Annotated in this window: 13 protein-coding genes; 1 reads left to right on the forward strand and 12 read right to left on the reverse strand. The window is 69.8% G+C overall.

Annotated elements, in window-relative coordinates; translation table 11 throughout:
• Window positions 1–33: 33 nt before the first annotated feature.
• Window positions 34–2184: a radical SAM/SPASM protein FxsBH, inactivated beta-hydroxylase extension form gene (gene fxsBH, locus OG707_RS05730; protein WP_329115026.1), complete on the reverse strand. Its 2151-nt coding sequence runs from the start codon at window positions 2182–2184 to the stop codon at window positions 34–36.
• 9 nt (window positions 2185–2193) lie between these two features.
• Window positions 2194–2361, reverse strand: coding sequence for an FxSxx-COOH cyclophane-containing RiPP peptide (gene fxsA, locus OG707_RS05735; RefSeq protein WP_329115028.1), 168 nt, complete (start codon window positions 2359–2361; stop codon window positions 2194–2196).
• 242 nt (window positions 2362–2603) lie between these two features.
• Between fxsA and OG707_RS05740 the strand changes: the two genes are divergently transcribed.
• Window positions 2604–3488, forward strand: a complete 885-nt coding sequence (locus tag OG707_RS05740; RefSeq protein WP_329115030.1) for a DUF4231 domain-containing protein — start codon at window positions 2604–2606, stop codon at window positions 3486–3488.
• 9 nt (window positions 3489–3497) lie between these two features.
• Here the strand turns inward: OG707_RS05740 and OG707_RS05745 are convergent, their stop codons facing one another.
• From OG707_RS05745 to OG707_RS05790, 10 genes are all read right to left on the reverse strand, one after another.
• A complete protein-coding gene (locus OG707_RS05745; RefSeq protein ID WP_329115032.1) occupies window positions 3498–3977 on the reverse strand; it encodes a hypothetical protein in 480 nt (159 codons plus the stop codon).
• A 110-nt stretch (window positions 3978–4087) separates the two neighbouring features.
• Window positions 4088–4993: a S1 family peptidase gene (locus tag OG707_RS05750; RefSeq protein WP_329115035.1), complete on the reverse strand. Its 906-nt coding sequence runs from the start codon at window positions 4991–4993 to the stop codon at window positions 4088–4090.
• Between the two features lie 191 nt (window positions 4994–5184).
• Window positions 5185–5991, reverse strand: coding sequence for a DUF1684 domain-containing protein (locus tag OG707_RS05755; protein ID WP_329115037.1), 807 nt, complete (start codon window positions 5989–5991; stop codon window positions 5185–5187).
• Window positions 5992–5996: 5 nt separating this feature from the next.
• Window positions 5997–7289 (reverse strand): NtaA/DmoA family FMN-dependent monooxygenase, encoded by a 1293-nt coding sequence (locus tag OG707_RS05760; RefSeq protein ID WP_329115039.1) that lies wholly within the window; start codon window positions 7287–7289, stop codon window positions 5997–5999.
• The gene (locus tag OG707_RS05765) at window positions 7286–8287 is read right to left on the reverse strand and encodes an LLM class flavin-dependent oxidoreductase (protein ID WP_329115042.1); all 1002 of its coding nucleotides are present in this window, start codon (window positions 8285–8287) and stop codon (window positions 7286–7288) included. The genes OG707_RS05760 and OG707_RS05765 overlap by 4 nt, the downstream gene beginning before the upstream one ends.
• A gap of 44 nt (window positions 8288–8331) precedes the next feature.
• On the reverse strand, window positions 8332–9294 hold the full coding sequence (locus OG707_RS05770) for an ABC transporter substrate-binding protein (protein ID WP_329115044.1): 963 nt from the start codon (window positions 9292–9294) through the stop codon (window positions 8332–8334).
• Between the two features lie 33 nt (window positions 9295–9327).
• Window positions 9328–10080, reverse strand: coding sequence for an amino acid ABC transporter ATP-binding protein (locus OG707_RS05775; RefSeq protein WP_329127629.1), 753 nt, complete (start codon window positions 10078–10080; stop codon window positions 9328–9330).
• Between the two features lie 5 nt (window positions 10081–10085).
• Entirely contained in the window at window positions 10086–10982 is an 897-nt protein-coding gene (locus tag OG707_RS05780) for an amino acid ABC transporter permease (RefSeq protein WP_329115046.1), read from the reverse strand.
• Between the two features lie 15 nt (window positions 10983–10997).
• Entirely contained in the window at window positions 10998–12767 is a 1770-nt protein-coding gene (locus OG707_RS05785; protein ID WP_329115048.1) for an FAD/NAD(P)-binding protein, read from the reverse strand.
• A complete protein-coding gene (locus OG707_RS05790; RefSeq protein WP_329115050.1) occupies window positions 12764–13621 on the reverse strand; it encodes an amino acid ABC transporter permease in 858 nt (285 codons plus the stop codon). The genes OG707_RS05785 and OG707_RS05790 overlap by 4 nt, the downstream gene beginning before the upstream one ends.
• Window positions 13622–13908: the final 287 nt, after the last annotated feature.

Raw genomic sequence — 13908 nt, forward strand, 5'->3', positions numbered from 1 at the left:
AGCCCCTGCTCCATCCCCACAACGTTCGGTCAATCAGCGCCGCTTTTCGGTCAACCTCGAAGCGGCGCCCCATTCCTTCCAGACCTCTGCGACCAGGCTCTTGCCGCTGACGGTCAGTTCCGGAGCCCTTTCGAGCGCCTCCAGGGCCTGCCGGATATCGCCGCTGTACGTACCGAGCACGGCCCTTTCGTACGTTCCGGCCAGCAGCTCCGAGACGGTGAGCGGCCCCTCCGCCCAGCCCGCCGCGTACAGCCAGGCCCCGTCCTGCGCATAGAGATCGGCCACCTCGACCAGCGCCCGGAACTTCGCCCTCCGCACCCCGCGCGCCAACCCCTCCACGCTGAGCCCGTCGATCGCGACACCCAGGGCGCCCAGCGCGTGCCGCCCGGCCCCGGGCTCCCCCGAGGCCAGCGGTGTGACCGTGGTCAGCCACTGCTCGGCGTCCTCGGCCACCGCGGGAAGCTCCCGGCGCAGCGAGGCCCAGACCTCGGTGAACCGGCGGCTCCACTCCTGTGCCCCGGCCTGCCCGAGGCGTGCGCCCGGTTCCGTACCGAAGCAGTCGCGGTACGGATCGAGGTCGTCCAGGGCGAGATCGGGCGCCCCGTCGCAGCCGATCCTGCGCAGGGGCTGCCACTCCCCCGTCCGGCCGGCGACGGTGAATCCCTTGTCGGCGACGAGCAGTTCGACCCGCCCGCTCGTCCCCTCGGGGGCCACACGCAGGGTGCCGAGGGTCGGCAGATGGAGCAGTCCGTCGGTATGGGCGACGGGGACCGTGAGCTCGAGAGCGCCCCGTACGGCCGCTGCGGCGACCAGGCCTCCCAGCGCGTCCAGCTCGGGGGCACGGCCCTCGCGCAGCGCGTCGAGCGCGCCGAGCAGCCAGCTGCGGGCGTACGGGTGGGCGAGCACCCCGTCGAGGCCCTCCTCCGCCCGCTCCTCGACGAGACCGGCGAGCGCCCACGCCTCGTCCCAGGCCGCGCCGCCGCGTCCCGCGAGATCGGCGTTCAGCCGGGCGAGCAGAGTGCGGGTCAGATCCAGCTGGGCGGCGGCGGTCTCGTCCCGGTCCGGGAGGGCGGCCGGCGTACGCGCCTCGATGCCGCGCACCAGCGCTTCGAGATCGGTGCAGTAGACCGACTCGTGGTCGAAGGAACCGGCGCGGTAGCGGTGGGTGTAGAGCCCTCCGCCGCACGAACGTACGACGGGGCACGCACGGCAGGTCTCGCTGACGCCTTCGAGACCCAGCTGCCGTGCCCGGACGCCCGGGTGGGCCGCGACCTCGTCGAAGGCGTTGCGGAACACGTCGAATCCCGTGGCGGCGGCGCCCTCGTAGGCGGTCTTCAGCGAGTCGACCTGCTCCAGGGTCCCGTCGGTCTCCACGACCACCAGGTCGGTGGGGGCGAGGCCGAGCGATTCGGTCAGGCTCGGGCCGCCGTTCAGGGTGGAGATCACCGACTCGAAGAGGCGTACGGGAACCGGGCGGCCCTGGCCGTCCCAGCGGTCGTATACGGCGAGGATCCAGTCGGCGTACGCGGAGGGCGAGCCGTCCGGGCGGTGCGGGGGCTCGTCCCAGGTGGCATGGGGCAGCAGGAAGTCGATGCGCGGTGGATCAAGTTCGAGGAGGGCGTCGTACACCGCGAGCGGATCGTTCTCCACGTCGATGGTGCAGAGCAGGCCGAGGTTGAGGTGCGCGTACCGCTCCTCGCGCAGCAGGTCGACGGCCCTGAGCACCAGCGGATGACTGGTGCGGCCGTCGGCGAAGCGGCGGTGGCGGTCGTTGGAGGCCTGGTCGCCGTCGAGGGAGATGCCGACCCGGACGTTGAACTCGTCGAACAGGTCGAGATAACGCGGGCTCAGCTGGAGGCCGTTGGTGTGGATGCGCAAGTCCAGCTCGGCCACGGGACCCAGCGCCTCCGTGAGCTCTTCGCAGACGCGGCGCAGACGCGCGGGGCCGGCAAGAAGAGGCTCCCCTCCGTGCAGGATCACTGACACGGAGGGCAGTGCATGGGTCCTGGCATGCTCCGCCAGTCGCAGAGCAGTCTGGTGAATCGCTTCGTCAGAGATCGTTTTCGGGCGGGTACGCCAGCTCTGATCTGCGGATTCGTAGATATAGCAATGATCGCAGGCAAGATCGCATCTGCTGTGAACTTTCAGAACGATCTCGCGGAATGGGACCAGGGGTCCAGTCATTCCGCCAGTCTAGAGCGCCGAGTTGAAGGTCGAGGCACGCATGGAGCGGCCGGTTGACGCGGGCAGAATGCGGCCGAGCTGCTGGGCGGCCTCGGCGCCGCGTACGTCGATCTCGGCCAGCGGCACACGGCTCTTCTTCGCGATGGCGAAGGAAGCGGAATTTACGGAGGTCTTCACGGCCGTCCTTGATGGGTGTTTTCTGGACATGGTCAGGGGTGCCGATACTTGCACCGTTGCAGTGTCGGCGGGTCGACTTTACTCTCATGCACACTGATGGCAACTGAACGCGGTCGTGTGTAACACGAGCGTTGCTCGGGGCTTGCTGGGGAAATTCGGAGTGACACGTTCCATCGAAAGAGTGAAGACTAAAATCGCAGACGGGGGTACACGTGGTGGCGTTTCCCGGCCCGGTGCAGAGCATGGTCTTCCGCAGTGCCGACCTGCCGGAACTGTTCCACCGCGCGGACGCTCTCGCCATCACCCGGCAACGGGAGGCTGTCACGGCCACCCGAGCGCAGCTTCTGCTGCTGGTGGCGGGTGCGGCGGTGGCCGCGCTGCCGTGGCACGGCAAGCTGGGGGGCTCGCTCCAAGTCATCGGCGCACTCAGCGCGTTGGCGTACGCCGGTGTGCTCCTTCTCACCTTCCTCGCCTCGCGGCGCAGGGCAAAGTCGCACTGGCAACTCAACCGCTCCGCCGCCGACTTCATCAAGTCCATGTGCTGGCGCTACGCCGTGCACGGAGCGCCCTTCGACGCCGAATCCCCTGACGTGGACGTGGTGTTCACCTCCCGTCTGGAGGAGGGGCTGCGGGAGCTGCGGAAAGTCGGCTGGGAGCCCAGGACGCCCAAGGACGGTCTGATCACGCCCGCCATGCGGGAGTTACGGAGCCGGCCCTTCGCCGTCCGCCGCGAGACCTACGTACGGGACCGCCTCATCGAGCAGCGCAACTGGTACCGCCGCAAACAGGAGGCCTCCCGGCACGGGACGCTGCTCTGGTCGGCCACCTTCACCCTGCTGACGCTGACCGCGCTGGTCTTCGGGACGCTGCGGGCCTTCTCGGTCGCGGAGAACGCCAGTATCGCCGGGGTGTTCTCGGCCGCGGCCGCCGCGTGTGTCGCCTGGACCGAGTTCCGCCGCCATCAGCCCCTCATCTCCGCCCATGAGCTGGTGGAGGAGGAGCTGAAGGCGATGCACACCTCGCTGGAGAGCCGGATCACCGAGGCCCAGTGGTCGTCCGCCGTGTACGAGACCGAGCGGATCGTCTCCCCGCAGCACACCGACTGGCTTGCGCGGCACGGGGGTTGAACGGCGCGGTTACGTACGCCGTACGCCGGCCGGCCAGATCACGGTGACGGGTTTTCCTACGTCGAGCGCGTAGTTGACGATGTCGCCCGTGCCGCCGAGACCGCGCGCGGGGAGGCCGTCCCAGACCGCGAGGAGGCGGTCGCAGTTGTCGGCGATGTAGGCGCCCGCCGCGTAGTACGCCTCGTCGGTCGCGTGCGGGTGGTTCAGCCAGATCTCCTGCGAGGCCCGGCTCTTGAGCCGGTGGTAGCCGTCGAGTTCGTCCCTGCTGTCGAAGCCCAGTTCGTAGTCGTCGCTGGGAATGACCGCGATGAGCTCTGCGCCGCACTCCAGGGCGATGTCGGCGAACATCTGGTCGGCGCCGGTCGCCAGGCTGGAGAGCGCCTGCAGAGAGCCGCCGTTGGCGCAGAGAACGGCGCGCATGCCGTCACGTACATGAGTGAGAGATGCGGAAGGAATGCTGCGGTGACCGGTCACTCCGATGCGCTTCATACGCCTCCTGCCTCCGTCCGGGCACAGCTCCCCGTCCATCTTCTCAGAGGACGCAAGAGCCCCCGCCCGGCGTTCCGGGCGGGGGCTCCTCATCGCTGCTTACCGCGGTATCAGTAGACGCTCACGCCGTAGTAGTTGAGGGCTTCCACGACGGGCTGGAAGAACGTGGTGCCGCCGGAGGAGCAGTTGCCGCTGCCGCCGGAGGTGAGACCGAGTGCCGTGGTGCCGGAGTACAGCGCGCCGCCGCTGTCGCCGCCCTCGGCGCAGACCGTGGTCTGGATCATCCCGTAGACGACGTCACCGCCGCCGTAGTTGACGGTGGCGTTCAGGGCGGTGACCCGGCCGCTGTGGATGCCGGTGGTGGAGCCGCGCCGGGTGACGGTCTGGCCGACGGTGGGGTTGGCCGCGCGGGTGATGTCCTGGCTGCCGACGGCGCCCGCGTGGGCGACGCTGGTGTTGGTGTACCTGACCAGGGCGAAGTCGTTCGTCGGGAAGCTGTAGCCGACGTTCGTGCCCAGCGTCGTGGTGTGTCCTGAGTTCGAGTACCAGGTGGAGGCGACCTCACCGCAGTGGCCGGCGGTGAGGAAGTAGTAGGTGGAGCCGCTGACGACGTTGAAGCCCAGCGAACAGCGGTACGCGCCGCCGTAGATGGCGTCTCCGCCGGAGATCAGCTTCTTGAAGGTGCCCGGGGTGCGCTCGACGCGGATCGCGCCCGAGTTGCTGCCGGCCTCCTGCTTGATCTGGGCTATCTCCGCCTGGGAGACCGTGGAGTCGGCGGTGACGACGACCTTCTTGGTCGCCGGGTCGGTGTACCAGGCGGTGCCTGCCACATCCGCGCCCTTGACGGCTTCGCTGACCGCCGAGAGCTGGTTGGTGCTGAAGGTGCGGTTCTGGTCCGCGCTCGCGTTCGCGTTCGGCACGGTGAGGGCAACTGCCGCTGCCAGACCGGACGTTACGGCGATCAGCCGGGCGCGTCTCGCAAGACCGCTGCGGGGGGTGGTGCGCTTGATCCTCACTTCAGTTCCTCCCGAAAGGAATCGAGGGTCCACAAGGTGGGGGGACCCGTGAGGCGCAGCCAAAGGGCAGGACGCATTCCGCATGCGCCGTGCTCCTGACAAGCGCTGTTCGGGAGTACAGCGCGGCCCGGCCGCGGGGCGCAAGGGCGCCTTTCGGCCGGGCCTTCGATCAGTCCGTACGCAGCCGCAGCTCAGCGCGTACGCACCGAACGCTCGCCCGCGGCGACGTCGACCGGGAGCGTGTTGCCGGGGGGAGGGAAGGGGCAGATGAAGTGCGCGGCGAAGGCGCAGGGCGGGAGCAGCGACCGGTTGAAGTCGACCTGGACCGTGCCGTCGGCGGCCGGCGCGGAGGGGCGCAGGAACCGGAAGCGGAAGCTGGACCTTCCGCTGGTGGTGTCCGCGAAGACGGCCCAGAGCGAGCCGTCCTCCTCGACGGAGACCTGGAGGGTGTGCTCGTCGCCGTCCAGGGTGAAGGCCAGTTCACCGCCGAGGCCCAGGCCACGGTCGCGGCCGTCGGCGTTGGGGACCTGGACGGTGCGGCTCTCCCCGTACGGCCGGAAGAGGCCCGGCAGCACCCACTTCTCGTCGTACGGTGTGGCCTCGATGCCCGCGAAGGCGCCGCGCGTCTCGGACTGCGGGTCCCAGACGCGGACCGCCCACAGGCCCTCGCGGCGCAGCACGACAAGGCGGCGCTCGCCCTGTGCGAGGCGCGAGGAGGCGGTCGGTCCTGTGTCGGCGGTGAGGCGGGTCTCTCCGGTGAACGGGGCGCCGTCGAGGCTGAGTCCGTCGGCCGCGGATGCGGTCAGGACGATCTCGTCGCCGTCCTCGGACCACTGCCCGGGGACGTCCGGAATTCGCCCTTCCACGGCGTCGTCGAGCCAGTGGGTGCCCGTGAGGGCCAGCGGCCCGTAGGGCGCGGAGACCGTCTGGGCGCGCTGTTCGTGCCAGTTCTTCCAGTCCTGCGAAGCATCTGCGTCTGTGTCTGTGGTGGTGCTCATGTTGATCAACCTTTCCATACGGGCTCGGGCAGCCCGAGGTGGGAGCGCAGGGTGGTTCCGGCGTATTCCGTGCGGAACGCGCCGCGCTCCTGGAGGAGCGGCACGACCTGGTCGACGAAGTCGTCGAGGCCGCCGGGGGTGAGGTGGGGCACGAGGATGAAGCCGTCGGCCGCCTCGGTCTGCACGAAGGTGTCCAGCTCGTCCGCGACCGACTGCGGGGTGCCCACGAAGGACTGCCGGGTGCTCGTCTCGATGACCGTCTGCCGGATGGACAGCCCCTTCTCCTCGGACAGCGCCCGCCACTTCGCGGCGACGGCAAAGGGATCGGCGATCCTGACGCGGCCCTGGACGAGTCCGGAGTCCGGGTCGGGGTCGATGTCGGGGAGCGGTCCGTCCGGGTCGTACGCGGAGAGGTCGCGGCCCCAGATCTGCTCCAGGGCGAGCAGGGCGTTCTGCGGGGAGACCTGCTGTTTGCGGATCTCGGCGGCCCGCTCCTGGGCGTCGGCCGCGGTCTCTCCCAGGACGAAGGTCACGCCGGGCATGATCTTGAGGTCGTCGGGGTCGCGCCCGTATGCCGCGAGCCGTGCCTTGACGTCGGCGTAGAAGGTACGGCCGGCCTCCAGCGTGCCGTGCCGCGTGAAGATGACGTCGGCGGAGGCTGCGGCGAACTCGCGGCCCTCGTCGGAGTCCCCGGCCTGGATGACGACGGGGTGGCCCTGCGGGGAGCGCGGGACGGTGAACTCGCCCTCGATGTCGAAGTGCGGACCGTGGTGGGAGAAGGGGCGGGATGTCCCTTCGGGTGTCCAGGAGTCCCACAACTCCCGTGCTGTTTCCACGAATTCGGCCGCCCTCTTGTACCGGTCGGCCCGGTCGAGATAGCCGCCGCGCCGGAAGTTCTCGCCGGTGAAGGCGTCGGAGGAGGTGACGACGTTCCAGGCGGCGCGGCCGGCACTGAGGTGGTCGAGGGTGGCGAGGCGGCGGGCGAGTTCGTAGGGCTCGTTGAAGGTGGCGTTGACGGTGGCCGCCAGGCCGAGGCGGTCGGTGACGGCGGCCAGGGCGTTGAGCACGGTGAGCGACTCGGGCCTGCCGACCACGTCGAGGTCGTGGATGAGCCCCTTGTGCTCGCGCAGCCGCAGCCCCTCGGCGAGGAAGAAGAAGTCGAACTTGCCGCGCTCGGCGGTGCGGGCGAGCTGCTCGAAGGAGGAGAAGTCGATCTGGCTCCGGGAGCGGGGGTCGGTCCAGACGGTGGTGCTGTTGACGCCGGGGAAGTGGGCGGCCAGATGAATCTGCTTCGTCATGAGCTCTCACCCGCGCGTGCGTACTGGTTGACGGGCCGAGTCAGCCCCAAGTGCTCGCGGAGGGTCGCGCCCGGGTAGAAGCGCCGCAGCAGTCCGCGGTGCTGGAGCAGCGGGACGGTGCCGTCGACGACGAACCCCAGGTCGCGCTCCACGTCGGCGGGGAGGAGGTGCACCCCGTCGACGGCGCCCTGCTCGTACCAGTCCCCGACCAGCCCGGCGAGATCCACCGCGTCGGCGGTGGTGTGGAGTTCGATGGGGAGCGCGGCGAGGACGCTCAGCCGGTCGGGGTCGCGTCCGTGGGCGCGTGCCCGGTCGCGTATCTCCTCGCGGGCGGCGCGCGCGGCGGTCGGGGTGTCCGTCCGTACGAGCGCGATGTCGGCGTGCCGGACCGCTGCCGCGCGGGCGGCGTCGGCGGTCGCGTCGATCACCGTGACGGGGTGGCCCTGCGGGGGCCTGGGGACGATCGAGGGTCCTCGTACGGAGAAGGTGCGCCCTTTGAAGTCGACATAGTGCAGCTTGTCGCGGTCGATGAAGCGCCCTGTCGAGGAGTCGCGTATCTCGGCGTCGTCCTCCCAGCTGTCCCACAACTTGCCGACGACGTCGGCGACTTCACGGGCTTCGTGCCAGAGGTCGTCCCCGGGTGCGGCGCTGCGCCGCCCGAAGAGCCGCGCCTCGGCCTCGCCGGTCGACACATCGACAGCCCACCCGGCGCGCCCGCGGCTCACCCAGTCGAGAGTGGCGACGGCGGCCGAGACGTGGAAGGGCTCGGTGTGCGTGGTGGTCACGGTCGGTACGAGCCCGATGCGCTCGGTGGCGGGAGCGACCCGGGAGAGGACCGCGAGCGCGTCGGGCCCGGGCCGGGCGAAGGTGTCGGAGAGCGTGACGAAGTCGAGGGTGCCGCGCTCGGCGAGCCGGGCGAGGGAGACGTAGTGCGCGGCGTCGAAGTGGGGCGGTCCGCCGATCTCGGCGGAGAGATGGAGCGATCGGGTGGCTGACATGGGGCCCAACGGCCTTTCAATGGAGGGGAGTTGGCTGGCGTCGGCTACACCTTCGGGAGGCCCGGCGGGTTGATCTCCGACTTCTTCACCGCCTCGCCCGACAGGCCCCAGCGCTTCAGCACCTTCGCGTACGAGCCGTCCTCGATGATGTGGTCGATCGCGGCCGCGTACGCGTCCACCAGGCCGCTGTCCTTCTTCGTCGTGGCGGCGATCTTGCCCTGGATCTGGCCGCCCGCCCCAGACAGCGTCCCGACCACCTCGCTCTGGCCCGCCGAGGCCACGTGGTACGCCACCGACGGGTTCGGGCCCAAGTAGCCGTCGATCCGGCCCGACTGGAGCGCCAGGTAGTAGTCCGTGTCCTTCTGGAAGTACTTGATGTCGACGGGCTTGCGGCCCGCCTTCTCGTTCTGCTCGCTCCAGTCGACCAGGATCTTCTCCTGGTTGGTGCCCGAGGCGACCGCGATCGTCTTGCCCGCCACGTCGGCCGGGCCCTTCACCTTCCAGCCGCTGCCCTTCTTCGCCTCGAAGGCGATGTTGTCCAGGCGGTAGGTGGCGAAGTCGTACTTCTCCTTACGCTCCTCGGTGACCGTGACGTTGGAGAGGACACCGTCGAACTTCGAGCTGTCCAGGCCGACGAAGAGGTTCTCCCAGGAGACCTCGTCGAACTCGGGCTTCAGGCCGAGCGTGTCCGCGATCAGCGTCGCCAGGTCGATCTCGGAGCCGATGCGGGTCTTGTCGTCGGTCGCGAAGAAGCCGAGTGGCGGGGACGCGTCCGCGCTGGCGCCGAAGCGGATCGTGCCGCGTTTGCGGAGCGCCTCCGGCACCTGGGCGGCGATCGCCTCGACCTTCTTGCCGTGGATGCGGTGCTGGTCGGGGCCGATGTTGATGCCGGTCCCCTTCGCGCCCGCGGGCTTCACGGCGTCGGTCGTGGCGTCCGCGCTGGAGCAGCCGGTGAGGAGGAGTGCGGCGACTGCGGTGGCGGCGAGGGGGCGGGCGACGGTCTTCACGTACGGGCTCCTGTGGTGAGTGGGCATGGCAGGTCAGAGGACCTTGGAGAGGAAGGCGCGGGTGCGCTCGTGCTGCGGGGCGTCGAGTACGTCGGCGGGCGCGCCCTGCTCGACGATCCGGCCCTCGTCCATGAAGACGACGGTGTCCGCGACCTCGCGGGCGAAGCCGATCTCATGCGTGACGACGATCATCGTGGTGCCCTGGAGCGCCAAGTCCTTGATGACGTCGAGGACTTCACCCACCAGCTCGGGGTCGAGCGCGGACGTCGGCTCGTCGAAGAGCAGCAGCTTGGGCTCCAGGGCGAGCGCGCGGGCGATGGCGACGCGCTGCTGCTGGCCGCCGGAGAGCTGCTTGGGGTACGAGGCGGCCTTGTCGGCGAGACCGACCCGGTCCAGGAGTTTTTCCGCCGCCGCGACGGCCTCCTTCTTCGGCCGGCCGAGGGCGGCGACCGGCGCCTCGACGACGTTCTCCAGCACGGTGAGGTGCGGGAAGAGGTTGAAGTTCTGGAAGACGAAGCCGATCTGCGTGCGCTGCTTGAGGACTTCGCGCTCGCGCAGTTCGTAGAGCTTGTCGCCCGAGCGCCGGTAACCGACGAGGGTGCCGTCCACGCTGATCCAGCCCTGGTCGACCTTCTCCAGGTGGTTGATGGTGCGCAGCAGCGTGGACTTGCCGGAGCCGGACGGGCCGAGGATCACCGTGACCTCGCCCGCGGCGACCTCCAGGTCGATGCCGCGCAGGACTTCGAGCGAGCCGAAGCTCTTCTGTACGGACCGGACTTCGACCATGGCGCTCATCGCGCGGCCCCCTTGGCGTAGTGGCGTTCGACGTAGTACTGGAGGACGGAGAGCGCGGAGGTCAGGAGGATGTACCAGACCGTGGCGACCATCAGCAGCGGGACGACCCGGCCGTTGCGGCCGTAGACGACCTGGACCTGGTAGAAGAGTTCGCCGATCGCCATGACGGAGACGATCGAGGTGCCCTTGAAGAGCGAGATGATCTCGTTGGCCGCGTTGGGGAGGATCGAGCGCATCGCCTGCGGCAGCACGATCCGCCGCAGCTGGCGCAGCCGGGGGATGCCGAGGGCGGCGGCTGCCTCCAACTGGCCGCCGTCCACGGCGAGTACACCGCCTCGTACGATCTCGGCCGCGTACGCCGCCTGGTGCAGCGCGAGCCCGAGGACGGCCGCGCTCATCGCTCCGACCAGGCCCATCGTGTCGAAGGAGAAGAAGCCGGGGCCGAAGGGGATCCCGAACTGCAGCTCCTTGTAGAGGTAGGCCAGGTTGAACCAGAAGAGCAGCTGCACGATGAGCGGGATGGAGCGGAAGGCCCAGATGTAGCCGAAGGCGACGGTCTTCAGGAAGGGGCTGGCGGAGAGCCTCATGAAGGCCAGCACGATGCCGAGCGCGAAGCCGAGCGCCGTTCCGTAGAAGGTCAGTTGGAGGGTGACCCAGACCGCCTTGAGGATGGTCTCGGCGGTGAAGAAGCGGGCGAAGACCTCCCACTCCCAGCCGGGATTGGTGACCAGTCCGTGGGCGAACTGGGCGAGCAGCACGGCGGTGACGACGACGGCCGCCCAGCGCCAGGGGTGGCGCAGGGGGACGACCTTGAGGGTGCTGTAGTCGAGTGCCGGCGGTGGTGGCTGGGTCGCTTTGTCGATGGGTGGATCGGTGGCGCTGGTGAGCGTCATGGTGGTCCTCGGGGATCAGGTGCGTACGAGTGAGAGGTCGCGCAGGAACGTGAGCGCGGTGCGCGCGGTGGCGTCGTTCTGCCGGAAGGCGGGGGCGTTGGTGTGGGGGCGGGCGAAGGCCCCGGCGGCGCGGGCGGTGGTGTGCGGGCCCAGCGCGAAGCGGCGCGGGTGGGGGCCGGCTCCGTGTTCGACGATGCGTCCGTCGGCGGGATCGACGACGAGGAGCCCGGCCGGGGTGGCTTCGGCCCCATCCTGGTGGAGGGCGAGGAGGAGAGGGCTGCGGGTGCGCTCCAGGGTCGGGTCGGGCAGCCGTGCCTCGACGAGGGCGCGGGCCTCGATGTGCTCCCCCGGGACGCTGGCGCTGGACGCGCGGAAGACTCCGCCCGTCTCGTCGGCCTCGACGGTCGTGTCCGCGCCGAGGAAACGGACGACTCCGGCCCGGGAGAGGGCGAGGAGCTGGCGCAGCCGGGGGCCCGGCGGGCCCGAGGCGAGGTAGCTGAAGAAGCCGTGCCACCAGGTGCCGATGTCGCCGAGCCGGATGATCTGGCCGTATACGGAGAGGACGGCGAGGAAGACGGCGAGGTCCTGGCTGTGCGCGGGGTCGTGGCGGCGGTCGAGGTCGGCGGTGATGTAGCCGCGCAGCCCGTCCTGGAGTGCGTCGTACGAGGGGTAGCGCACCCCCTGCAGGGGGTGGTCGAAGGCGTCCAGGTCGAGGCGGTCGGCGGGGTCGGGTACGGAGGCGGCGACGAGGGCGTCGAGTTCGGGGCTGCCGGGGTCGGCGGCGGTGTACTTCTCCTCGAAGTCCGGCCAGTTGACGGAGGTGCGGGCCGGGTGGGCGCTGAAGAGCTGGTGGTAGTGGGCCCAGCCCAGCTCCTTCTCGATCAGCGGCCAGACGTCGCGCCGGAAGTCGAGCGGGGCGGGCCTCGCGAGGAGCTCGTCGACCTGCTCGGGGCCGAAGAAGCGGGGCAGCGGCGGGCGTTCGCCGCGCCAGGTGTAGCCGATCTTGGAGTGGTACGGGACGCCGCGCCGCGATCCGACGTACAGGACGGGCTCCTGCCCGGAGGGCCGGTACTCGCCGTCCGCGCCGTAGCTCCCGCCGCGGCCTTCGGTGAGCAGCACCATCAGGTCGATGAAGGCGAGCCCGAAGCCGCGCACGAGGACCGGCTCGCCGGCCGGGAGCGCGGAGAGGTCGGAGTCGGCGGTGAAGTCGGGCGGCAGGTGGACCAGCCCGTGCCGGTCGGCGAAGTCCGCCAACTCGGTCTGTTCTACGTCGAGTTCGGCATCGAGGTGGCCGATGGTCAGCACCACCAGATCGGCCAGGAGCGGTTCCGTGCGCCCTTCGAGCCAGACCTGTTGGCGCCCCTCGCGCGGTCCGCTGATCCGCAGCACCCGGGTCCGGTGCTCGTGCACGGAGACGGTGGACGGGAGGGCTTCGACGGCCTGTTCGTACACCCAGCGCAGATACGCGCCCTGGGCCCGGCGCCCGGGGAAGTGCTGCCCGTCGAGCCCGGCCCATTCGGCGAGGGTGGGCCCGGTGCGAACGGGGCCTTCGAGGGGCTGCGCCGAGGAGTCGGTGAACATGGTGACGTCCTCGGCCATGGAGTTCATCCAGAGCAGCGGCGACTGCTCCTCGCGCCAGATCCGGCCGCCGCCGGGCGGAAAGGGGTCGACGAAGTGGACGTCGAGCTCCCGGTCGCCGTACAGCTCGGGTGCGTTGGCGGCGAGCCGCTCCAGGAATCCGGTCCCCCGCGGACCGGCTCCGACGACGACCACGGAGGGCTTCACCGGGCACCTCGCCCGTAGTGCCGCTCCAGGTAGTACTGGCCGACGGAGAGGACCGAGGTCACCACGACGTACCAGAGGGTGGCGACGAGCAGCAGCGGGACGACCTGGTAGGTGCGGTGGTACACGAGCTGCACGGAGTAGAGCAGGTCGTTGACGGCGATGATGGAGACGATCGAGGTGCCCTTGAGGGTGCCGATCAGCATGTTTCCGGCGGGCGGCACGATGGAGCGCATGGCCTGCGGAAGGACGATCCTGCGCAGCCGGCGCCACCGTCCGAGCCCCAGTGACTGGGCGGCCTCGATCTGTCCGCGTTCGACGGAGAGGATGCCGCCGCGCACCACTTCGGCGGCGTACGCGGCTTCGTGGAGGGTGAGTCCGATGACGGCGACGGCGACCGGGGAGAGCAGGTTGACGGTCTTCACGCCGAGGATCTGCGGGTAGAGCGCCCCGATGTTGAACCAGAAGAGCAGCTGGACGAGGATCGGCGTGGACCTGAAGAGCCAGACGTAGCCCCAACTGACGCTGCGCAGCACGGGGTTGTCGGAGAGCCGCATGATCGCGAGCAGGGTGCCGAGCGCGAAGCCCAGCGCCATGACGAGCGCGGTGAGCCAGAGGGTCAGCCAGAGGCCGCGCAGGACGGCGGTGGTGGCGAAGTAGTCGCCGACGACGCCCCACTGGAAGGCGTCGTTGTGTACGACGGAGTTGAGCGCCAGGGCGAGCAGCACCAGGACGACAACTGCCGCCGCCCACTGGCCTGTTCGGCGTACGGGGACGATGCGCAGTCGGCCGGGGTCGAGCTCGGCGGGGGGCGGTGCGGGGGAAGGTTTGGCGAGGGTATCCGGCGACGCGGACATAGGAAGGCTCCGTGGATGCTGAGATCGAACACGGGTGATGCCTTCACACAAACGCGATGCAGACCGAGCCCCTCAGCACGATCCGCGTATCGAGAGTACGGCTCCACTTCGCCCTGCTGTCAAGGGTGTCCGGATGGTGAGCATCACGTCTCAGTGCGGTTGACGCGGATACGGATGCCTGTTCCACTGAGCCCATGCATTCGCAGCAGTGGCTGGTCACGCGCTCCCACATCGACTTCGGTCGAGTGTGGTCCTCTTCCTGTTGAGCTGACTCCCTGCGTTGCCCC

The organism is Streptomyces sp. NBC_01465 (genome assembly GCF_036227325.1).
GTDB lineage: Bacteria > Actinomycetota > Actinomycetes > Streptomycetales > Streptomycetaceae > Streptomyces.

What these genes read in the sequence shown, in the direction of transcription:
- OG707_RS05760 (WP_329115039.1), bottom strand. Translation starts at nt 7,289, where the DNA reads ATGACGAAGCAGATTCATCTGGCCGCCCACTTCCCCGGCGTCAACAGC.
- OG707_RS05765 (WP_329115042.1), bottom strand. Translation starts at nt 8,287, where the DNA reads ATGTCAGCCACCCGATCGCTCCATCTCTCCGCCGAGATCGGCGGACCG.
- OG707_RS05780 (WP_329115046.1), bottom strand. Translation starts at nt 10,982, where the DNA reads ATGACGCTCACCAGCGCCACCGATCCACCCATCGACAAAGCGACCCAG.
- OG707_RS05740 (WP_329115030.1), top strand. Translation starts at nt 2,604, where the DNA reads ATGGTCTTCCGCAGTGCCGACCTGCCGGAACTGTTCCACCGCGCGGAC.
- fxsBH (WP_329115026.1), bottom strand. Translation starts at nt 2,184, where the DNA reads ATGACTGGACCCCTGGTCCCATTCCGCGAGATCGTTCTGAAAGTTCAC.
- OG707_RS05755 (WP_329115037.1), bottom strand. Translation starts at nt 5,991, where the DNA reads ATGAGCACCACCACAGACACAGACGCAGATGCTTCGCAGGACTGGAAG.
- OG707_RS05790 (WP_329115050.1), bottom strand. Translation starts at nt 13,621, where the DNA reads ATGTCCGCGTCGCCGGATACCCTCGCCAAACCTTCCCCCGCACCGCCC.
- OG707_RS05775 (WP_329127629.1), bottom strand. Translation starts at nt 10,080, where the DNA reads ATGGTCGAAGTCCGGTCCGTACAGAAGAGCTTCGGCTCGCTCGAAGTC.
- OG707_RS05745 (WP_329115032.1), bottom strand. Translation starts at nt 3,977, where the DNA reads ATGAAGCGCATCGGAGTGACCGGTCACCGCAGCATTCCTTCCGCATCT.